Origin of the sequence: Pseudoduganella violacea (genome assembly GCF_014191875.1) — a bacterium.
GTDB classification, from domain to species: Bacteria; Pseudomonadota; Gammaproteobacteria; order Burkholderiales; family Burkholderiaceae_D; genus Rugamonas; species Rugamonas violacea_A.
The window spans coordinates 613,849-635,204 of sequence record NZ_JACHXD010000001.1 but is presented as its reverse complement, the minus strand read 5'-3'; the positions used below and the strand labels follow the sequence as shown (position 1 = coordinate 635,204).

The window sequence follows — 21,356 nt, the reverse complement described above, 5'->3', positions numbered from 1 at the left end:
GTTTAAGGCTCGCGCGCTAGGGCCAGGAATTCGGTGCGCATGGCCAGGTTCGGTTGCAACTCGCCCAGCATGGCCGAGGTCACGGTCTCTTCGCCCGGGGTGCGGATGCCGCGGCTTTCCATGCACAGGTGGCGGCACTTGACCACCACGCCCACGGCCTTCGGCTCCAGCACTTCCATCAGCGCTTCGGCGATCTGCATGGTCATGCGTTCCTGCACCTGCAGGCGCTTGGAGAAGCAGTCCACCAGGCGGGTCAGTTTGGACAGGCCGACGATTTTGCCGTTCGGCACATAGCCGACGGTGGCCTTGCCGAAGAACGGCGCCAGGTGGTGTTCGCAGTGGCTGTAGACGGGAATGCCTTTCACCACGATCAGCTCGTTGTACTGCTCGGCGCCATCTTCAAAGGCCTTCAGCAGCTCCACGGGATCCTGGCCATAGCCCGAGGTCCAGTGTTTCCACGCCTTGCTTACGCGGTGCGGGGTTTCGATCAAGCCCGGACGGTCCGGGTCTTCGCCAAAGCTCTGCAGCAGGCGGCGCCAGTCGTGTTCGGAGAATTCTGCGTTTGACATGATGATAAAGGCCTGAAAATTGCGGTTGACCCATCAGTATACAGGCTTTGGCGCGCTTGCACCGGCCGCTGACTCAAAGCCGGGGCCGCCTGGGCGCGCGCCGGACTCAGCGCGGACGGTGGGCGTTGATCAGGGCGGCGGCGATGGAAACGGTGGCGCTCATCTCCGGCCATTCATCCCCGGGACCGAACCAGCGCGCCTCGCTGATTTCATTCGGGTCGACGCGGATTTCGCCGTCCAGATAATCGGCGGTAAACGCGATCATCAGCGAATGCGGAAAAGGCCAGGACTGGCTGCCGAAATAGCGCAGGTTCTGCACGCGCAGGCCGACTTCCTCATACACCTCGCGGTGCACGGCTTCCTCGATCGATTCGCCCGCTTCCAGGAAGCCGGCCAGCGCGGTAAAACGCTTATACGGCGCTTGCGCATGCACGGCCAGCAACGCCGCTTCGCCCTTACGGATCAGCACCATCATGGCCGGCGAAATGCGCGGGTAAGCCGTCATGCCGCAGGCGGGACATTGGAAGCTGCGTTCGCCCGCCGCGCGCCGCATCGGCGTGGCGCAAGCGCCGCAGAAGCGGTGGGTGCGCGCCCATTCGGCCAGCTGGCTGGCGCGGCTGGCCAGGCCCAGCAAGCCCTCGTCCATGCTGCCGAACAGGGCGCGCAAGCCGTGCCAGCCGTGTTCGGCATCGGGCAGGGCCGGGCTGTCGGTCCAGGCCGCCTGGTAATAGCAATCCTGCCAGAGGCCGACCGGGTGCAGTTGTTCAGGACTCAGGCCAAAGGCGTCCAGCTGCGCGGGCAGGGCCAGGTCGGCGCTGCGCAAAAGCAATTGGCCCTGGTGGAAGAGAAAGACGCGGCGCGGCGCGGCGCGGCGGCCGCCATTTCGGAGCTAATCAGCGGAATAAAGGCTGGCGGAGTTTGTAACATTATCGACTAGATTTAAATTTATTCGAGCTACCGTGTATCACGATAATACGGGATTTAATGCAAAAATAAAAACTATCGAAGCGGAAGTTATTATTTCAGTACAGTGATTTAAACGTTATTTCCCCGCCTATTCTCAACATGGCGGCTGTTGCATTCGGGATATATTGGGCATAGGAGAACCTACTATGCCCTCTATCGTACCCGACCTGAACACGGCGCAGATCGCCGGCCTCAGCACTTATCAGATCACGCTGCTCAAGACGGCCGATATGGCCAGCCTGCGGCCGGAACAGATCGTCGCCTTCAGCAGCACCCAGTTGCAGGTGATGAGCTCGCAGCAAATCCGCGCCATCACCACGCGCAGCCTGCAAGCGATGACCACGGCCCAGCTGCACGCGGGCTTCGGCGCGCCCCAGTTGCATGGCTTGAGCTCGCAGCAAATCGCCGCCCTCACCAACGACCAGCTCGCCGACGGCTTCAGCACCACCCAGTTCACCCAGCTCGGCAGCCAGCAGATCGCCGCCCTGAGCACCCACCAGGTGGCGGCGCTGGAAACGGAAAACCTGGCGGCCTTGCGCAGCGCCCAGCTGATCGCGCTGACCAGCCGGCAACTGGCCGTGCTGCGCGCCGACCAGATCGCCGGCCTCGGCACGGAGCAGGTGAGTCAGCTCAGCAATAGCCAGTTGCAAGCGCTGAGCAGTGTCCAGATCGGCGCCATGGAAACCCAGGATGTGGCGGCCCTGAAAACGCGCCAATTGATGGCCTTCGACAGCAAGCAGCTGGCCGGCCTCAACACGGCGCAGATCGCCGCCCTGACCACCCAGCAGGCGGCCGCGCTCAGCCTGCGCCAGATCGGTCTGCTAAGCAATGAGCAATTGGCGGCCATCGAGACGGAAGATTTCGCGGCCCTCAAGAGCAGCCAGTTGCTGGGCTTGCAAACCGACCAGATCGCCGCCTTACAGAGCGCCCAGTTAGCGGCCCTGCGCAGCGCCCAGTTGGCCGGCTTGAGCACGCGCACGCTGAACCTGTTCAGCGCGGAACAACTGGCCGCGCTCGGCACCGAGAAGCTGGGCCAGCTGGCTTCGCAGCAGATCGGCGCGCTGGCCACGGCCCTGATCGCCGGCCTCGACGCGGGCCAGCTGGCGGCCCTGGGCAGCCGCCAGATCGGCGGCCTGAGCACGGCGCAAATCCGCGCCCTGAGCCTGGGCCAGGTGGCCGCGCTCAGCACGGCCCAGGCGGCCGCGCTCAGCACGCGCCAATTGTCGGCCTTGAGCAGCGCGCAACTGAATGCGCTGGAAACCCAGGACTGGGCCGCGCTCGGCACGCGCACGATCGCCTCCCTCAATATCGACCTGGTCGCCACGCTGTCGCCGGCCCTGATCGCGGCGCTCACGACGGCCCAGACCATGGCCCTGACCACCGCCCAGATGGCTTCGCTCAGCACGGCCCAGCTGGCCGCGTTCGAGCCGCAAGATTTTGCCGTGCTCACCCCGGCCCAACTGGCGGCCCTGGGCGCCCTGCGCTTTTCCGACCTCAGCACGGCCCAGATCGCCGCGCTGAGCACCAGGCAGATCGCCGGCCTGACGCCTGGCCAGATGGCCTCGCTCAACACGGCCCAGATCGTGGCCATGACCACGGCCCAGATGGCGGCGCTGAATACCCAGCAGCTCAGCGGCATGCGTCCCGAGCAGTTGGCCGCCCTCGAAACGGCCGACTTCGCCGCCATCAAGTGGCAGGCGCTGAACGGCTTGAATTCGCAGCAGATCGCCAGCCTCGGCAGTCAGCACATCACGGCGCTGACCACGGCCCAGCTGGCCAACCTCGGCACGCGCCAGCTCAGCTACCTGACCAGCGAGCAATTGAACGCGCTGGCCTCGGAAGACTTGCGCGCGCTGCGCCAGCAGCAGATCGCCAGCCTGTCGACCCAGGCCCTGGCCAATCTGAGCGAAAGCCAGTTGGCCCTGCTCAGCACCGCCCAGATCGGCTACCTGAGCAGCAGCCAGATGGGCAGTCTCAGCGCGGCCCAGCTGGTCGCGCTCAGCACCGCCCAGGCCGGCGCGCTGACCCAGCGCCAGTTGGCCGGTCTCAGCGGCGCGCAGTTGAACGCGATGGAAAGCCAGGACTTCGCCAGCATCAAGGCGCCGCAGATCGGCGGCATCGGCACGGCCGCGCTGGCCGACCTGGACGCCGCCGCCATGGCCGCCTTCAGCACGGCCCAGATCGTCGGCCTCAGCACGGCTCAGATCGCCGCCCTGGGCGACGCGCAAATGCGCGCCATGGAAACGGCCGACCTCAACGCCTTGCGCTACAGCCAGGTGCAGGCGCTCAAGGATAGCCAGTTGGCCGCCCTGCGCGACGAGCAGTACACCGCCCTCGGCAGCCTGCAGATCGGCTCCTTGAGCACGCGCCAGTTGAACGGCTTGAGCATGGCGCGCATCGCCGCCTTCACCACCGCCCAGGCCGCCGCGCTGAACGGCAACCAGCTGGCCTCTTTCAACACGGCCATGCTGGCGGCCCTGGAAACGGCCGATTTCGCCGCCCTGCGCAGCAACCAGATCACGGCCTTCCGCACGGCCCAGATCGCGGCCCTGTCCACCGACCAGATCGTCGCCCTGACCACCGACCAGGCCAGCGCCCTGACCACGGCCCAGATCGCCGCCCTGAGCAGCACCCAGCTGGCGGCCATGGAATCGCAGGACTTCGCCGCGCTGCGCAGCCACCAGGTGGCGGCGCTGGCGACGGCCACGATCGCCGGCCTCAGCACGGAAATCCTGAGCAATATCAGCAGCGCCGGCATCGCCGGCCTGACCACGGCCCAGCTGGGCGCCCTGAGCAGCACCCAGCTGATCGCCATGACCACCACCCAGTACGCGGGCTTGAGCAACACCCTGCTGGCCGCGCTCAACAGCTTCCAGATCAGCGTGCTCGAAACCCAGGACTTGAACGCCCTGCGCAGCAGTCAGATCGTGGCCCTGAACAGCAGCCAGATCCGCGGCCTGCGCCCCGACCAGCTGAACGCCCTGTCCAGCAGCGCCGTGCGCGCGCTGACGGCCGCGCAGATCGGCCTGGGCTTGAGCACCGAACAGGTGGCGGCGCTGGCCACCAGCCAATTGGCCGCATTCGGCGCCAACCAGCTGGGCGCCCTGACCAGCTTGCAACTGGCGGCCCTGTCCACGGCCCAGTTCAACGCGCTCGGCAGCAGCGCCATCGGCGGCCTGAGCAACAGCCAGATCAGCAGCGGCCTCAGCACGGCCCAGATCGCCGCCTTCAACACGGCCCAGATCCTGGCCTTGCGCACCAGCCAACTGGCCCTGCTCAACAGCGCCCAGATGGCGGCGCTGGAAACGGAAGACCTGGCCGTGCTGCGCGGCGACCAGTTGGCCGCCTTCAGCTCGGCCCAGTTCCGCTGGCTCAGCAGTGACCAGTTGCGCGCCCTGAACACGGCCGCGCTGGCCGTCATGAACACGGCCCAGATCGCTGCGCTGACGACGGCCCAGATCCAGTCCCTGGGCAGCGCCCAGATCGCCGGTTTCGGCAGCCTGCAGATCGGCGCCCTGAACACCGAGCAGATCGCAGCGCTGACCGTGGGGCAAGCGGCCGCGCTCGGCACGGCCGCCGCCAGCGCCCTGAGCACCAGCCAGCTCAGCTATGGCCTCGGCAGCAGCCAATTCGCCGCCCTCAACACGGCGGCCGTGGCGGCGCTGAAACCGGGCCAGTTGGCGGCCCTGCGCAGCGACCAGATCGCCGTCCTCAGCACCGACCAGGCCGCCGCGCTGCGGGCCGGCCAGGTGGGCGGCTTCGGCACGGCCCAAATGGCCATGCTCGGCACGGCGCAGCTGGCCGCCCTGAACACGGCCGCGATTGCCGCGCTGACGGCCGACCAGTTCGGCCTGGGCTTGAACACCGCCCACATCGTCGCCCTCAACACGGCGCAGATGCAGGCCATGACGGCGCTGCAGTTGGCGGCCCTGGCCAGCGAACAGGTGCGCGCGCTGGAAACCGTGGACCTGGCCGCGCTCAGCACGCGCCAGATCCAAGCCTTCAGCAGCCAGCAGATCCAGGCGCTGGCGACGGGCCAGATCGCCGCGCTCGCCACGGCCCAGTTGCGCGCCCTCGGCACCCAGCAGATCGCCGCCTTCGACGCCCAGCAACTGGCTACGCTGGCCACGGACCAGTTGCAGGCGCTGTACACGGCGCAGATCCGCGCCCTGAGCGAAACGGCCCTGTCCGGTCTGGGCAGCGAGCAATTGGCGGCGCTGTCGAACGCGCAAGTGGCGGCGCTCAGCGGCGCCCAGATCAATGCCCTGCCGCCGGCCCTGATGGGCGTGCTCGGCACGGGCCAGATCGCCACCCTGAGCAGCGCCCAGATCGCGGTGCTCAACGCCGACCACCTGACCGTGCTCAGCACGGCCCAGATCGCGGCCCTCACCGTGACCCAGATCGGCTACCTGAGCGCGACCCAGTTGCCGGTGCTGAACAATGAGCAAATCCAGGCGCTCAGCACGGCCCAGCTGGCCGCCATCCGCCTGGCCCAGTTGACGGCGCTCACGGCCGACCAGGTGGCCGCCCTGACGACCGCCCAGATCGGCAGCCTCGGTACAGCCCAGGTCGCCACGTTGACGCCCACCCAGATCGGCGCGCTGACGGCCGAACAGGCTGCCGTGCTCAGCGCCAACCAGCTCAAGGCGCTGAAGAATTCGCAACTGGCAGCCCTGAATATCGACCAGATCGGCGCCCTCTCGACGGTCCAGTTGTCGGTGCTCAGCGCGGCCCAGATCGGCGCCTTCAGCGCGCTGCAAATCGGCTATTTCTCGGATGACCAGCTCGTCAACCTCAGCAATGTCCAATTGGCCGGCCTCAAAGTCAGCCAGTTGGCGGGCTTGAGCACGGCCCAGATGCAAGCGTTTTCCACCACCCAGCTGGCCAGCTTCAACGGCGTCCAGCTCGGCGCGCTGAACAGCCAGCAGCTGGGCGCCCTGAGCGCCGTGCAATACGCGGCCTTGAGTCCGGCCCAGATCGCGGCGCTGAAACCGGCCCAGATCGCCGCCCTGACCACGGTGCAGGCGGCGGCGCTGGGGACGGCCCAGATCGCCGCCTTCACCACGGCCCAGATCGCGGCCATGGAAACGGCCGACCTGGCCGCGCTCAGCGTGATCCAGATCGACCACGGCTTCACCAATGCCCAAATCGCAGCCATGACGGTGGCGCAAACCATGGCGCTCAATCCGGCCTCGACGCGCTACGCCACGCCGCTGGTGCTCGACCTGGACGGCGACGGCGTCAGCACCCTGGGCCGCGAGGCCGGCGTGCAGTTCGACATCGATGGCCGCGGCCAGAAAGTGCGGACCGGCTGGGCCGGCCCGCGCGACGGCCTGCTGGCCCTGGACCGCAACGGCGACGGCCAGATCAACGATGGCGGCGAGCTGTTCGGCAGCGCCGTCACGCTGGCCGACGGCAGCAAGGCGCGCGACGCCTATGCCGCGCTGCGCGAACTCGACAGCAATGGCGATGGCCGCATCGACGGCGCCGACCAGGCCTATGGCCAGTTGCGCGTCTGGGTCGATGCCGACGGCGACGGCGTGAGCCAGTCCGGCGAGCTGCATACCCTGGCCGCGCTGGGCGTGGCCTCGCTCGGGCTGCAGGCGCAAGCGTCGGAAGCGCGCCAGAACGGCAACCGCATCGGCCTGACGTCGAGCTGGACCGACACCCAGGGCCGCCAGCATGCCGCCGCCGACGTCTGGTTCGCCACCGGCCCGGCCGCCGCACCGCCCGCCGCCGCGGCGGCGCAGCAAACGGCCAGCCAGCCGGGCAGCGCCAACCCGGCGCCGGCCCGCTTGCCGGCGCCGGCCTCGCCGCTCTCGCTGCAGGTGCAGGCCCTGACCCATGCGCTGGAGCGTTTCGCGGCCGACGGCCAGATGGCGGCGCTGCAAGCGGCGCCGGACGGCGGCCACAAGCAACTGGAAGCCCTGCACGACAGCCAGAAGACGCAAGGCTGGCTGGCCGCCACCAAGTAAGTCCATCCCCGCCCACCGCGCGCGGTCCGTCCGCGCGCGGGCCGGGTTGGCGGCGGCGCCGATCAGTTGCTTCAAGGCCACAATATCCCCCGTTTCCCCCCTCGCAACAGGGTATGATTACGCCTTCTACGCCCGTCGGCCGCCGGGCCGTTTTCAGCGAAAGAACAAGATGACCGTTTCAGCCAGCTCCGCCTCTCTTCCCGCTTCCCACCAAGCCGTGCTGAAGCAGGCAAGCCGGGGCGTGCTGCCGATCGGCGAACTGTTCCAGGCGGCCCAGGAACTGGTGGCGCGCGGCGCGCCGCAGGAGGCGAGCGCCCTGTACCGCCTGTGGCTGGACAAGACCCGCTCGCCACTGTCCTACGCGGTCTGTTTCAACCTGGCCGTGACCCTGGGCGACCAGCGCGACGAGGCCGGCGCCGAACAGGCTTACCGCCAGGCCATCGCCCTCAATCCCAACTTCGTCGAAGCGCGCCTGAACCTGGGTTCCCTGCTCGAACGCCTGGGCCGCCCCGACGAATCGCTCGACGTCTGGCGCGCCATCCTGCGCGAAGTGCAGCCCGACATCGCCACCCAGCCCGCCCTGCACCAGCAGACCCTGAACAATCTGGGCCGCCTGCTGGAAATCCGCAAGCTGCTGCCGGAAGCCGAGCAGATGCTGCGCCGCAGCCTGGAACTCAATCCGCAGCAGCCCAACGTCATCACGCACTGGGTCCATCTGCGCCAGAAGCTATGCGAATGGCCGGTGTACGCGGGCCTGCCGAACCTGGGACCGGACGAATTGAAACGCTCCACCTCGGCCCTGGCCATGCTCAGCGCTTCGCCCGATCCGGCCGAACAGCTGGCCGCCGCGCGCCGCTTCATCGACGAAAAAGTCAAAAGCAATGTGGCGCCGCTGACCGACGGCACCGGCTATCCGCACAAGCGCATGCGCATCGGCTACCTGTCCTCGGACTTCTGCTCGCACGCGGTGTCGATCCTGACCGCCGAGCTGTACGAGCTGCACGACCGCAGCCGCGTCGAAGTCTACGCCTTCAGCTGGAGCCGCGAGGACGGCAGCCCGCTGCGCGCGCGCGTGGTCGGCGCCATGGACCACTACATCCGCATCGACGCCATGACCGACGAGGAAGCGGCGCACTGCATCCGCCGCCACGAGATCGACCTGCTGGTCGACCTGCACGGCCTGACCCTGGGCGCGCGCCCCGGCATCCTGGCCTACCGTCCGGCCCCGGTGCAAGCCACCTGGCTCGGCTTCCCCGGCCCGACCGCGATTCCCGGCGTCGATTACGTGATCGCCGATCCCTTTGTGCTGCCGCCCGAGCTGGAACCGTATTTCACGGAAAAGCCGCTGCACATGCCGCACACCTTCCAGATCAACGACCGCCAGCGCGCCATTGGCGCCACGCCGACCAAGGCCGCCAACGGCCTGCCGGAAGACCAGTTCATCTTCTGCTCCTTCAACAACAACTACAAATTCACGCCGGACGTGTTCTCGGCCTGGATGCGCATCCTGCAGCGCGTGCCCGATAGCGTGCTGTGGATGGTGGCCGATACCGAGGAAACCCGCGCCAACCTGCTGCGCGAAGCGGAAAGCCGCGGCGTGGCGCGCGAGCGCCTGCTGTTCGCCGGCCGCGTGGCGCCGGCCGATTACCTGGCACGCTTCCAGCTGGCCGACCTCTTCCTCGACACCGCGCCGTTCAACGCCGGCACCACCGCCAGCGACGCGCTGTGGGCCGGCCTGCCGGTGCTGACCTGCGCCGGGCGCACCTTCAGCGCGCGCATGGCCGGCAGCCTGCTGCATGCCATGGGCCTGCCGGAACTGGTGACGCACGAACTGCATGACTACGAAGAGCGCGCCGTGGCCCTGGCCGGCAACCGCGCCGAACTGGCGGCGCTGCGCCAGCGCCTGCTGGCCACGCGCGCCAGCAGCCCGCTGTTCGACACGCCGCGCTTCGTGCGCGACCTGGAAGACCTGTACGCCAGCGTGATTCCGCGCCCGGCCGGCGTGCCGCTGCAGGACGAAGCGGCGCCCGGCGCCGTGCCGGCCCCGGAAAACATGCCGGTACAGCACGCAGGCATGCTGCGCATGCTGCGCAACGGCCTGCACAGCGTGGCCGAAATCGGCAACGGCGTACTGGCGCAAGCCTACCGCTCGGCCAATCCGCAGGCGCGCTACACCAGCGTCAGCCTGGCCGCGCCGGACACGCCATGGAGCAGCGAAGTGCTGGCGGCCGACGCCGAGCAGCTCGACGATGCCGCCTGGCGCCAGCTGGGCGCGACCCAGTTCTGGGTCTTCCCCGACACGCTGGAACGCCTGCGCGACCCGTGGACCATGCTGCGCAATCTGCGCCGGCACGCCACCGGCCCGGTGGAAGTGGTGGCCTGCGTCTCGAACGCGCAGAACTGGGCGCTGCAATCCTGCCTGGCCAGCGGCAACCTGCAATACCAGGACAACGGCCTGCTCAACCGCGCCAACCTGCACTGGTTCACGCGCAGCACCCTGGCCCTGATGCTGCGCGAATGCGGCTTCAATGTGGTGGACATGAATACCGTCACCCTGCACGCGCCGCCGGAAGCGATGCTGACGGCGATCCGCCAGATGGCCATCGCCAGCGGCGCCGATCCGGAACTGGCGGTGCAGGACGCCCTGCCCTATCAATATCTGGTGCGCGCCGTCGCCGCCTGAACCCAGGACATCCAAAGGAAACCTCGCCCATGAGTACCGCCCACATCCCAGTCATCACGGTGTCCTACAATTCGCCCGACCTGATCGAAAGGCTGCTGCGCACTTTCCGCCAGTTCTATGCCAACAAGGTGTATGTGATCGACGGCTCCAATCCCGACATCGCGCTGCAGATCAAGGCCATCGCCGTGTCCTTCCCCAACGTGGAATTCATCGCCTTCGGCTACAACATCCACCACGGCCCCGGCATGTCCTGGGCTATCCAGAATCTGGGACTGGAAGGCCAGGTGCTGTTCCTCGATTCGGACGTGGAGATCGTCAACGGCGGCATGATCGAATCGCTGCAGAGCGGGCTGACGCCCGAGATGTGGGGCGCCGGCGGCATCCAGCAGGTCAATGAACAGGGTTACGACCGGCCCGAAGACGGCGCCGTGGCCTATCTGCACCCCGCCTGCATGCTGGTCAATATCGATGTGGTGCGCCAATGGCCGCTGCCGATCAAGCACGGCGCGCCACTGGTGCAAACCATGCTAGCCCTGCACCAGGCGGGCAAGGCCCACCTGCTCAAGCATATGGACTGGGTCAAGGACGATTTCGGCCCCGAGACCGGCCGCCATTACATCCGCCACACCTGGCAGGGCACGGTGATCCGCACCGGCGGCTACCATTACGATCTGCCGGCCGCCGACAGCACACTGGACCAGCACCTGCTGGCCTTCGTGCCGGCCGACGCGCAAAAGCTGGTGGAAGTGGGCTGCCACAACGGCGTGTTCGCCAAGGCTTACCGCGCCGCCCACCCGATCTGCAACTACACCGGGGTGGAAGCCGATCCTGTCCAGGCCAATCTGGCGCGCCCGCACTGCGATTACGTGTTCAACCTCGATATCGAGCAGGCCGACGAGAAGTTCTACGCCCACGTGGCCGGCGCCGACTGCTGGATCCTGGGCGATGTGCTGAGCAGCCTGCGCGACCCCTGGGCCATGCTGGCGCGCATCCGCCGCCAGCTCAAGCCGGGCGGCACGGTGGTCGCTTCGCTGCGCAATTTCCAGCACTGGAGCATGCAGGCGCGCCTAGCCGTGGGCGACCTGCGCTACCAGCCCGGCACGGTGCTCGATTTACCTGATGTGCGGGTGTTTACGCGTGGAACAATTCTTGATATGTTCCAGCAGGCAGGCTTTCGCATCGCGGGCGGCACGCCGGTGATCCGCGAAGAAGCGGGCCGCGAAGCCTTCCTGCCGGCGCTGCGCGCCCTGGCCGAAGCCAGCGGCAGCGATCCCGACACCGCGGTGCAGGACGCGCTGCCGTGGCAGTACATCATCCTCGCGCAAGCGGCCTGAGTTCCGCCAGCGGCCCTGCAACCGGCGCCCCGCGCCTTCAAACATAGGATGGTATATGGCCTTACCCTTAGTCAGCATCGTGATCCCGTCCTACAAGCCAGGCCATTTTGAGCAATGCCTGCGCTCGGCCATCGGCCAGACGTATCCGAATATCGAAATCCTGGTCAGCGACAATTGCCCGACCGAGGAAATCCGCGAGATCTGCGCCCGCTTCCCCGGCGTGATCTACCAGCGCAGCAGCGTGCTGCGCGAGGCGAATGTGCTCGGCGCCCTGTATGGTGCCAAGGGTGTCTTCATCAAGCCGCTGTTCGACGACGACCTGCTGCATCCCTTCTGCGTCGAGCGCATGGTGGCCGCGGCCGCCGGCCGCGACGAGGTGCAGCTGCTGTTCTCCGCATCCCAGGTCATCGATGCCGGCAACCAGCGCGTGGAAACGCGCCGCCCCTATGAGGCCAGCGGCATGGTGAGCGGCCTCGACCTGCACCGCAGCATGACCCTGGGCATGCGCAACTTCATCGGCGAGTTCACCACCATCATGTTCCGTCGCAGTAAGCTGTGGCAGATTGGCTGGCATAATCTGTTCAAGGTCGGCTCGCACGACTGCACCATCGGCCTGGCCGACGTGGCGGCCTACTTCAACCTGGTGGCGGGCGGCTCGGCCTTCTATATCGACGAGGAACTGAGCTATTTCCGGCGCGATCCGGTGCTGCAATCGAATTCCAATCCGAACGCCAACCCGAACTTCGGCTACTGCTTCTCGGACTATATCGACCTGCTGTACGCTTCGCATGAAATCGGCCTGGTCACGACCGAGGAATTGCTGGCCACGCAGGAACAGGTGCACGCGGTCTACCTGTCGCTGCGCGGCGTGTTCGAGCAGATCGGCCGCTCATACGAGCGCTACCTGGCCTATCTCCAGCCGCTGAAAGGATAAGCATGTCCCTGCTCGACGAATGCAAGATCATTCAGCTGCCCAAGCATTCCGACCCGCGCGGCAATCTGTCGGTGATCGAAGGCGGGCAGCAGATCCCCTTCGACATCAAGCGCGTCTACTACCTGTACGACGTGCCGGGCGGCTCGACGCGCGCCGGCCATGGCCACATCGAACTGCAGCAGTTCATGATCGCCATGTCCGGCAGCTTCGACGTGATCGTCGACGACGGCTTCGGGCGCAAGAAGATCCACCTGAACCGTTCCTACTACGGCCTCTACATCCCCAAGATGATGTGGCGCGAAGTGGAAAATTTTTCGTCGGGCGGGGTGTGCCTGGTGCTGGCCTCGACCAACTACGATCCCAAAGACTATTTCCACGACTACGATGAATTCCAGGCCGTCGCGCGCGGCCAGCATCCCGATCATCCTCCCCGCTGAAAGCCATCCATGAGCGTTCCCTTTCTCGATCTGAAAGCCATCAACCTGAGCCAGCAGGCCGAACTCGAAGCGGCCCTGCAGCGCGTGCTGCATTCCGGCTGGTACATCCTGGGCCAGGAAGTGGAGAACTTCGAACGGCGCTTCGCCGCCTATTGCGGCGTGCAGCACGGCATCGGCGTGGCCAATGGACTGGACGCCATCATGCTGATCCTGCGCGCCTACGGCATCGGCCCGGGCGACGAGGTCATCGTGCCCAGCAACACCTTCATCGCCACCTGGCTGGCGGTCAGCCAGTGCGGCGCCACGCCGATCCCGGTAGAGCCGGTGGAGGCGACCTATAACATCGACCCGGCCCGCATCGAAGCGGCCATCACGCCGCGCACCAAGGCCATCGTCGCCGTCCACCTGTACGGTCAGCCGGCCGATATGCCGGCCATCACCGCCATCGCGCGCAAGCACAAGCTGAAAGTGGTGGAAGACGCGGCCCAGGCCCATGGCGCCCTGTGCCACGGCAAGCGCAGCGGCCAGCTGGGCGACGCCGCCGCCTTCAGCTTCTATCCTGGCAAGAACCTGGGCGCCCTGGGCGACGCCGGCGGCATCGTCACCGACGACGCGGCCCTGGCCGAGCTGCTGCGCACCTACCGCAATTACGGCTCGCAGAAGAAGTACCACAACCTGGTGCAGGGCTTTAACTCGCGCCTGGACGAAATGCAGGCCGCCGTGCTGAATGTGAAGCTGGACGCGCTGGACGAGGGCAACGCCCTGCGCCGCGCCCAGGCCGCGCGCTACAGCGAGCTGCTGGCCGGCATTCCCGGCCTGGTCCTGCCGCACGTCCCGGCCTGGGCCGAACCGGTGTGGCACCTGTACGTGGTGCGCCACGCGCGGCGCGACCTGCTGGCCCAGCGCCTGGCCGAGCAGGGCATCGGCACCATCGTGCACTACCCGATCGCCCCGCATCTGCAGCAGGCCTATGCCGAACTGGGTTACAAGGAAGGCGATTTCCCGATCGCCGAAGCGATCCACCGCGAGGTTCTGAGCCTGCCGGTCGGCCCGCACCTGGGCATGGAGCAGGTGGACGCTGTGGCGGCCGCGGTGCGCCACGCCCTGCAGGATTGAGGAGGCGCGCCAATGGCCAGAATCCATCCCCTGTCGGACGTGCACAGCACGCAGATCGGCGCCAGCAGCCAGGTGTGGCAGTTCAGCGTGGTGCTGGCCGGCGCCGTGATTGGCGATAATTGCAATATCAACGCCCACTGCTTCATCGAAAACGATGTGGTCGTCGGCGACAACGTCACCGTCAAGTGCGGAGTCTATCTGTGGGATGGCCTGCGCGTGGGCAATAATGTCTTCATCGGCCCAAACGTGACGTTTACCAATGATAAATTCCCACGTTCGAAGTGCTATCCCGAGCAGTTTCCGGCCACCGTCATCGAGGACCACGCCTCTCTCGGCGCCGCCGCCGTGATCCTGCCCGGTGTCACCATCGGCCATCATGCGATGGTCGGCGCGGGGGCGGTGGTCACCCGTTCGGTGCCGCCCTATGCCCTGGTCACCGGCAATCCGGCGCGCGTGGTGCGCTACCTCGAGGGTGCCCCCGCCGCCTGAAACGGCTGTGGCAAAAGGCGGAAATACCCGGACAAGGGGGCGCAAATCGGCTTCTTCTCCCACAACGGCGGGGTTACAATAGCTTGCAGGGCGACCCTGGCGACTGCAACCACCTAACTGATCGAGAATAATATGAAAGCAGTCATTCTGGCCGGCGGATTGGGTACACGGCTGAGCGAAGAGACCACCGTCAAACCGAAGCCGATGGTGGAGATCGGCGGCAAGCCGATCCTCTGGCATATCCTGAAATCCTATTCGGCCCACGGCATCAACGATTTCGTGATCTGCTGCGGCTACAAGGGTTACGTCATCAAGGAATTCTTCGCCAACTACTTCCTTCACACCTCGGACGTGACCTTCGACCTGCAAAAAAATGCGATGGAAGTGCATGAGCGCCACGCCGAACCGTGGCGCGTGACCCTGGTCGACACCGGCGACAGCAGCATGACCGGCGGCCGCCTGAAACGCGTACAGCGCTTCGTCGAGAACGAGGAAGCGTTCTGCTTCACCTACGGCGACGGCGTGGCCGACATCGATATCGGCGCCAGCATCGCCTTCCATCGGCAGCATGGCCTGCTCGGCACCATGACGGCGGTGCAGCCGCCCGGCCGTTTCGGCGCGGTGGAAATGCACGGCGACGTCATCGACAGCTTCCGCGAGAAGCCGCAGGGCGACGGCAGCTGGATCAACGGCGGCTATTTCGTGCTCTCGCCGAAAGTCATCGACTATATCGCCGACGACGCCACCATCTGGGAAAAGGAACCGATGGAAAACCTGGCGCGCGACAAGCAGATCGCGGCCTACCGCCACAACGGTTTCTGGCAGCCGATGGACACGCTGCGCGACAAATTCCACCTGGAGGACTTGTGGCAGAGCGGCAAGGCGCCGTGGAAGATCTGGACATGAACCCATCGTTCTGGCAAGGCAAGCGGGTTTTCCTGACCGGCCATACCGGCTTTAAAGGCAGTTGGCTCAGCCTCTGGCTGCAGGCGCTGGGCGCCGAGGTAAGCGGCTTCGCCCTCGCCCCACCCTCGCAACCGAGCCTGTTCGAGGCGGCGCGCGTGGGCCAGGGCATGCAGTCGGCCATCGGCGATATCCGCGATGCCGAGGCGCTGCGCGCGGCGCTGCAGGCGGCGCGGCCGCAGATCGTCATCCATATGGCGGCCCAGGCGCTGGTGCGCTACTCGTATGCGCATCCGGTGGAAACCTATGCCACCAATGTGATGGGGCTGGTCAATCTGTTCGAGGCGGTGCGCGCCACGCCCGGCATCAAGGCCGTGGTCAACGTCACCAGCGACAAGTGCTACGAGAACAAGGAATGGCCCTGGGGCTACCGCGAAAACGAGGCAATGGGCGGCTACGACCCTTACAGCAATAGCAAGGCATGCGCCGAGCTGGTGACCTCGGCCTACCGCAATTCCTATTTCAATCCGGCGCAGTACGCCCAGCATGGCGTGGCGCTCGGCTCGGGCCGCGCCGGCAATGTGATCGGCGGCGGCGACTGGGCGGAAGACCGCCTGATCCCCGACATGATGCGCGCCATCGCCGCCGGGCAGGCGGTACGCATCCGCAGCCCGCATGCGATCCGGCCCTGGCAGCATGTGCTGGAGCCGCTGTCGGGCTATCTGAGCCTGGCCGAGCACCTCTACTTGCACGGCGCGGAATACGCCGAAGGTTTCAACTTCGGCCCGCACGATACCGACGCGCGGCCGGTGGAGTGGATCATCAGCCGCCTGTGCGCGAGCTGGGGCGAGGGCGCGTCCTGGGAACTGGACGGCGCGCCGCAGCCGCACGAGGCGACCTATCTGAAACTGGACTGCTCCAAGGCGCGCGGCCGCCTGCACTGGCAGCCGCGCTGGCACCTGGGCCAGACCATCGACCATATCGTGGCATGGCATAAGGCCCATGCCCGGCAAGAGGATATGCGCGCCTTCACGCTGGCGCAGATCCACGACTATCAACAGCAACACAGCGACAACAAGTAAAGCCATGAGCCAAAGCAAAGAACAACTGCGCGAACAGATCCTGCAACTGGTGGGCCAGTACGGCGCCCTGGCCAGCCAGCCGCGCGCCTTCGAACCCGGCGTGACCGTGATTCCGCCCGCCGGCAAGGTGGTGGGCGCGCCCGAAATGGCGCTGATGGTCGACGCCTCGCTCGACGCCTGGCTGACCACCGGCCGCTTCAACGACCAGTTCGAAGCCAAGCTGGCGAAACTGATCGGCGTGCAGCACCTGATCACGGTGAACTCCGGCTCCTCGGCCAATCTGGTGGCCTTCAATACCCTGACCTCGCCCAAGCTGGGCGCGCGCGCCATCCAGCCGGGCGACGAGGTGATCGGCGTGGCCGCGGGCTTCCCCACCACCGTCAACCCCATCCTGCAATTCGGCGCGGTGCCGGTTTTCGTCGACGTGGAACTGGGCAACTACAATATCGATCCGACCAAGATCGAGGCGGCAATTTCGCCCAAGACCAAGGCCATCATGCTGGCCCACACCCTGGGCAACCCCTACAATCTGGACGTGATCGTCGCGCTGTGCAAAAAGTACAATCTGTGGCTGATCGAGGATTGCTGCGACGCCCTCGGCTCGACCTACCACGGCAAGATGGTGGGCACCTTCGGCGACATCGGCACCATGTCCTTCTATCCGGCCCACCACATCACCATGGGCGAGGGCGGCGCCGTCTTCACCAACAACCATGAGCTGAAGCAGATCGCCGAATCCTTCCGCGACTGGGGCCGCGACTGCTACTGCCCGCCGGGCAAGGACAATACCTGCGGCAAGCGCTTCTGCTGGAAGCTGGGCACCCTGCCGGAAGGCTACGACCACAAGTACACCTACAGCCACCTGGGCTACAACCTGAAGATCACCGATATGCAGGCGGCTTGCGGCCTGGCCCAGATCGACCGCGCGGAAGGCTTCATCCAGGCGCGCAAGGACAACTTCGCCTACCTCAAGGAACGCCTGCAATCCTGCGCCGAATTCCTGATCCTGCCGGAAGCGACCGAGCACTCCGATCCGTCCTGGTTCGGTTTCCCGATGACGCTGAAGCCGGAAGCGAATGTGGCGCGGGTCGACCTGCTGACCTATCTGGACCAGCACAAGATCGGCACCCGTCTGCTGTTCGCCGGTAACCTGACGCGCCAGCCGTATATGATCGGCCGCAATTACCGCGTCTCGGGCGAGCTGACCAACACCGACCGCGTGATGAACGACACCTTCTGGGTCGGCGTCTACCCCGGCCTGACGCGCGAAATGCTGGACTACGTGGTGGACAAGCTGGAAGCCTTCTTCGGCGTCAACTTCTGATGGCGGCTGCCGCAAGCCGCGCCATGCGATGACGTCCGCCGCCCCGTCCTCCACCCACACTGCCACGGAAGGTCCGCTGGGACTGGCGGAACTGGGGCGGGCGCTGGCCGAAGGGCGGCAGGCGCAGGCGGCCACCCTGGCGTTCGCGCTGGCCGCCGACGGCGCCCTGCCGCTGCCCGAGCTGTTCGGCGTGGCGGCCCAATTGGGCGCCAGCGGCCAGCCGGCGCAAGCCATCGCCCTGTACCGCAGCTGGATCGCGCACACCGTCTCGCCACTGATGCACGCGGCCTGGTTCAACCTGGCCGTGCTGCTGGTGCAGACCGAGGATCTGTCCGGCGCGGAAGACGCTTACCGCAGCGCGCTGACCCTGCGTCCCGATTTTGCCGAAGCGCGCCTGAACCTGGGCACCTTGCAGGAGCGCCTGCAGCAGCAGGAACTGGCGCTCGACAGCTGGCGCACCGCGCTGCAGCTGGTCGATCCGGCGCGGCCGGACGGCAATGCCTTGCGCATCCAGGCGCTGAACAATCTGGGCCGCCTGCTGGAAATCCTCGACCGCTACGGCGAAGCGGAAGCCATGCTGACCCTGAGCCTGGAACTCAATCCGCAGCAGCCCAGCGTGATCACGCACTGGGTGCACCTGCGCCAGAAGCAGTGCCGCTGGCCGGCCCTGCAGCCGATTGCCGGCCTCAGTGCCGACGATCTGCTGGGCGCCACCTCGGCCCTGGCCACGCTCAGCGCCTGCGGCGACCCGGTGGTGCAGCTGGCCGCCGCGCGCCGCTTCGTGCAGGAGAAGGTGCTGCATGGTGTGGCGCCGCTGGCGCCAGCCGCCGGCTATGTGCATCCGCGCCTGCGCATCGGCTACCTCTCTTCCGACCTGTGTTCGCACGCGGTCTCGATCCTGACCGCCGAGCTGTTCGAACTGCACGACCGCCAGCTGGTGGAGGTGTTCGCCTTCAGCTGGAGCCGCGAGGACGGCTCGCCGCTGCGCGCGCGCGTGGTGAATGCGATGGACCACTATGTGCGCATCGGCGGCCTGACGGACGAGCAGGCGGCCGAATTTATACGCTCGCACGAAATCGATATCCTGGTCGACCTGCACGGCCTGACCCTCGGTGCGCGACCCGACATCCTGTCCTACCGTCCGGCCCCGGTGCAGATGACCTGGCTCGGCTTCCCCGGCAGCACCGGCTTGCCCGAAATCGATTATGTGATCGCCGACGAATTCGTGCTGCCGCCGGAACTGGCGCCGCACTTCAGCGAAAAGCCGCTCTACCTGCCGCGCTGCTTCCAGATCAACGACCGCCAGCGCGCCATCGGCGTCGCACCCAGCCGCGCCGAATGCGGCTTGCCGGAAGACGCTTTCGTCTTCTGCTCCTTTAACAACAACCACAAATTCACGCCGCAAGATTTCGCGCTCTGGATGCGCATCCTGCGGCGCGTGCCGAACGCGGTCCTGTGGCTGCTGGCCGATGGCGAGGAAGCCAAGCGCAATCTGACGCAGGAAGCCGTCAAGGCCGGCATCGGCGCCGAGCGCCTGATCTTCGCCGGACGCGTGGTGCCGGCCCAGTATCTTGCGCGCTTCCGCGTGGCCGACCTCTTCCTCGACACCCTGCCCTTCAACGCCGGCACCACGGCCAGCGACGCGCTATGGGCGGGCTTGCCGCTGCTGACCCAGGTCGGGCGCTGCTTCGCGGGCCGCATGGCGGGCAGCCTGCTGCGCGCCGCCGGCCTGCCGGAACTCGTCACGTTCAGTGCCGAGGAATACGAGGAAAAAGCCGTGGCCCTGGCCCAGTCGCCGCAGGAGCTGGCCGCCTTGCGCCAGCGCCTGGCCGAGAACCGGATGGAATCGGATCTGTTCAACAGCCCGCAATTCGTGCGCGACCTGGAAGCGGCCTATCTGCGCGTGGCGCGCGGCGAGCTGCGCGCCGACGCCGGCGCCGCTGCCGCCACGGCGCGCCCGACCGGCCCGCTGGTCAGCATCCTGCTGCCGCTGGACGAAGCCAGTCCCTCGCCGCTGGCGGCGCTGGACAGCGCGCTGGCGCAGACCTACGCCCATATCGAGGTGGTGATCGCCGACAGCAGCGCCGACACGCGCCACGAAGCCGTGCTGGCGCCGCGCCTGCAAGCCGATGCCCGCATCAAATACCGGCGCAAGCCGGGGGTGGACGCGGCCGACAATCTGCAGCGCTGCCTGGCGCTGTGCGGCGGCCAGTTCGTCAATGTGCTGACGGCCGACAGCCGCCTGCATCCGCACAAGCTGCTGCGCATGCTGGCCTGCTTCGCCGACAATCCGGACATCGCCCTGGTCACTTCCAGCCAGGACGGCCTCGATGCCGCCGGCCAGCCCCTGCTCGCCGCGCCTCTGCTGCCGGTCGACACCCTGGTCACCGGCCCCTCGATGGGCCAGCTGATGCTGAACAGCCAAAGCAATCCGCTGGGCAGCCTGAGCGCCGCCCTGCTGCGCCGTGCCGACGCCGACGCCACCCTGGGCCGCTTCGAAGGGCGGCGCTACGGCGCGCTGGAAGCGGCGGCCACCTGGCTCGCCCTGCTCTCGCAGCGCGGCTGCGTCTACCTGCACGAAGCCCTGAGCGCGCAAGCCGCGCCGGCGCCGCGCGCGGACCAGCTGCCGGCCATGGACGCCGCCATCGAATGGCTGCAGCTACTGCTCGACGCCCACCGCAAGCAATGCTTCCTGCACGACGGCGCGGCCTTCCATGCCCTGCTGGCGGCGCGGCTGGCCGCCTTTTCCAGCTACACTGCGGAGCATTACCTGGCGCTGCGCGCCGCCCGCTATCCTGTTGAACGCATCCAGCAAATTCTGCGCCTCGGCTATCAGACTTTGCTGCTGGACGATATTCCCGCATCCCAAACGATATGAGCGACCAAGTACCTTCCCACATCGCGCCGCTGTTCGCGCTGCTGCCGCCGAACGCGCGCCAGCTGCTCGAATTCGGCCATAACGGCGGCGCGCTGGCGCAGCGCTACAAGCAAAGCTATCCCGCCACCTTCTACCAAGGCTTGGCGGCCACGGCGCAGGAAGCCGGCGCCGCGCGCGCGCACTACGATATGGTGCACCAGGCGAACCTGGACCATGTCGGGCCGGCCTTCTACAGCTATTTCGCCCAGGCCGACTGTTGGATCTTCGACGGCACGCTGGAAAGCCTGCGCGATCCCTGGCGCGTGCTGGCCAATATCCGCAAGGTGATTGCGGCCGACTGCAGCGTCGTGGTCCATGTGCGCAACAGCCAACACTGGATGACCCAGCTCGCGCTGAACCGGGGCGCCATGCTGTACGGCGAACAAGGCACGCTGTCCAAGCATCAGCAGCGCCTGTACACGCGCGCCTCGCTGATGACGCTGTTTGCCGAATGCGGCTTCCAGGTGGTGGGCGGACGCACGCTGGACGACGCGCAGCCGCCTTCCGCAGCGGTCAGCGCCGCGCTGCACCAGATGGCGCAGCTGCTGGGCGCCGATCCCGCGCACACACTGGCCGACGCCCTGCCTTCCCATTTCCTGATCAAAGCCGTTCCCGTCTAAGCCCTGC

14 protein-coding genes and 1 pseudogene are annotated in these 21,356 nt (G+C 66.9%); 13 read left to right on the top strand and 2 right to left on the bottom strand.

Features of this window, described 5'->3' with window-relative positions; translation table 11 throughout:
* Positions 1 to 2 precede the first annotated feature (2 nt).
* Complete coding sequence (folE, locus tag FHS03_RS02785; RefSeq protein ID WP_183439467.1) at positions 3 to 569, bottom strand: GTP cyclohydrolase I FolE; 567 nt, start codon at positions 567 to 569, stop codon at positions 3 to 5.
* A 106-nt stretch (positions 570 to 675) separates the two neighbouring features.
* Positions 676 to 1,398, bottom strand: coding sequence for an NAD(+) diphosphatase (gene nudC / locus FHS03_RS02780; protein ID WP_183439466.1), 723 nt, complete (start codon positions 1,396 to 1,398; stop codon positions 676 to 678).
* A 283-nt stretch (positions 1,399 to 1,681) separates the two neighbouring features.
* Here nudC and FHS03_RS28590 point away from each other — a divergent pair.
* From FHS03_RS28590 to FHS03_RS02720, 13 genes and pseudogenes are all read left to right on the top strand, one after another.
* Positions 1,682 to 4,588 (top strand): annotated as a pseudogene (locus FHS03_RS28590) (hypothetical protein); the annotation flags it as partial.
* 114 nt (positions 4,589 to 4,702) lie between these two features.
* Positions 4,703 to 7,510, top strand: coding sequence for an SPM autocatalytic domain-containing protein (locus FHS03_RS28585; RefSeq protein WP_371871576.1), 2,808 nt, complete (start codon positions 4,703 to 4,705; stop codon positions 7,508 to 7,510).
* Between the two features lie 169 nt (positions 7,511 to 7,679).
* Positions 7,680 to 10,193 carry an O-linked N-acetylglucosamine transferase, SPINDLY family protein gene (locus FHS03_RS02770; protein ID WP_183439464.1) on the top strand — a complete coding sequence of 838 codons (2,514 nt, stop codon included), beginning with the start codon at positions 7,680 to 7,682 and terminating at the stop codon, positions 10,191 to 10,193.
* Positions 10,194 to 10,222: 29 nt separating this feature from the next.
* Positions 10,223 to 11,527, top strand: coding sequence for a methyltransferase domain-containing protein (locus tag FHS03_RS02765; RefSeq protein ID WP_183439463.1), 1,305 nt, complete (start codon positions 10,223 to 10,225; stop codon positions 11,525 to 11,527).
* A gap of 55 nt (positions 11,528 to 11,582) precedes the next feature.
* Positions 11,583 to 12,461 (top strand): glycosyltransferase, encoded by an 879-nt coding sequence (locus FHS03_RS02760; protein WP_183439462.1) that lies wholly within the window; start codon positions 11,583 to 11,585, stop codon positions 12,459 to 12,461.
* A gap of 2 nt (positions 12,462 to 12,463) precedes the next feature.
* The gene (locus tag FHS03_RS02755) at positions 12,464 to 12,898 is read left to right on the top strand and encodes a sugar 3,4-ketoisomerase (RefSeq protein ID WP_183439461.1); all 435 of its coding nucleotides are present in this window, start codon (positions 12,464 to 12,466) and stop codon (positions 12,896 to 12,898) included.
* Positions 12,899 to 12,907: 9 nt separating this feature from the next.
* Complete coding sequence (locus FHS03_RS02750; protein ID WP_183439460.1) at positions 12,908 to 14,014, top strand: DegT/DnrJ/EryC1/StrS family aminotransferase; 1,107 nt, start codon at positions 12,908 to 12,910, stop codon at positions 14,012 to 14,014.
* Between the two features lie 12 nt (positions 14,015 to 14,026).
* A complete protein-coding gene (locus tag FHS03_RS02745) occupies positions 14,027 to 14,503 on the top strand; it encodes an acyltransferase (RefSeq protein WP_183439459.1) in 477 nt (158 codons plus the stop codon).
* 132 nt (positions 14,504 to 14,635) lie between these two features.
* Positions 14,636 to 15,409: a glucose-1-phosphate cytidylyltransferase gene (gene rfbF, locus FHS03_RS02740; protein WP_183439458.1), complete on the top strand. Its 774-nt coding sequence runs from the start codon at positions 14,636 to 14,638 to the stop codon at positions 15,407 to 15,409.
* The gene (gene rfbG / locus FHS03_RS02735; RefSeq protein ID WP_183439580.1) at positions 15,406 to 16,488 is read left to right on the top strand and encodes a CDP-glucose 4,6-dehydratase; all 1,083 of its coding nucleotides are present in this window, start codon (positions 15,406 to 15,408) and stop codon (positions 16,486 to 16,488) included. The genes rfbF and rfbG overlap by 4 nt, the downstream gene beginning before the upstream one ends.
* Positions 16,489 to 16,492: 4 nt before the next feature.
* The gene (rfbH, locus tag FHS03_RS02730) at positions 16,493 to 17,812 is read left to right on the top strand and encodes a lipopolysaccharide biosynthesis protein RfbH (protein WP_183439457.1); all 1,320 of its coding nucleotides are present in this window, start codon (positions 16,493 to 16,495) and stop codon (positions 17,810 to 17,812) included.
* Positions 17,813 to 17,840: 28 nt separating this feature from the next.
* Complete coding sequence (locus FHS03_RS02725; protein WP_183439456.1) at positions 17,841 to 20,690, top strand: O-linked N-acetylglucosamine transferase family protein; 2,850 nt, start codon at positions 17,841 to 17,843, stop codon at positions 20,688 to 20,690.
* Positions 20,687 to 21,349, top strand: a complete 663-nt coding sequence (locus tag FHS03_RS02720; protein ID WP_183439455.1) for a class I SAM-dependent methyltransferase — start codon at positions 20,687 to 20,689, stop codon at positions 21,347 to 21,349. Before FHS03_RS02725 ends, FHS03_RS02720 begins: the two co-directional genes overlap by 4 nt.
* Positions 21,350 to 21,356: the final 7 nt, after the last annotated feature.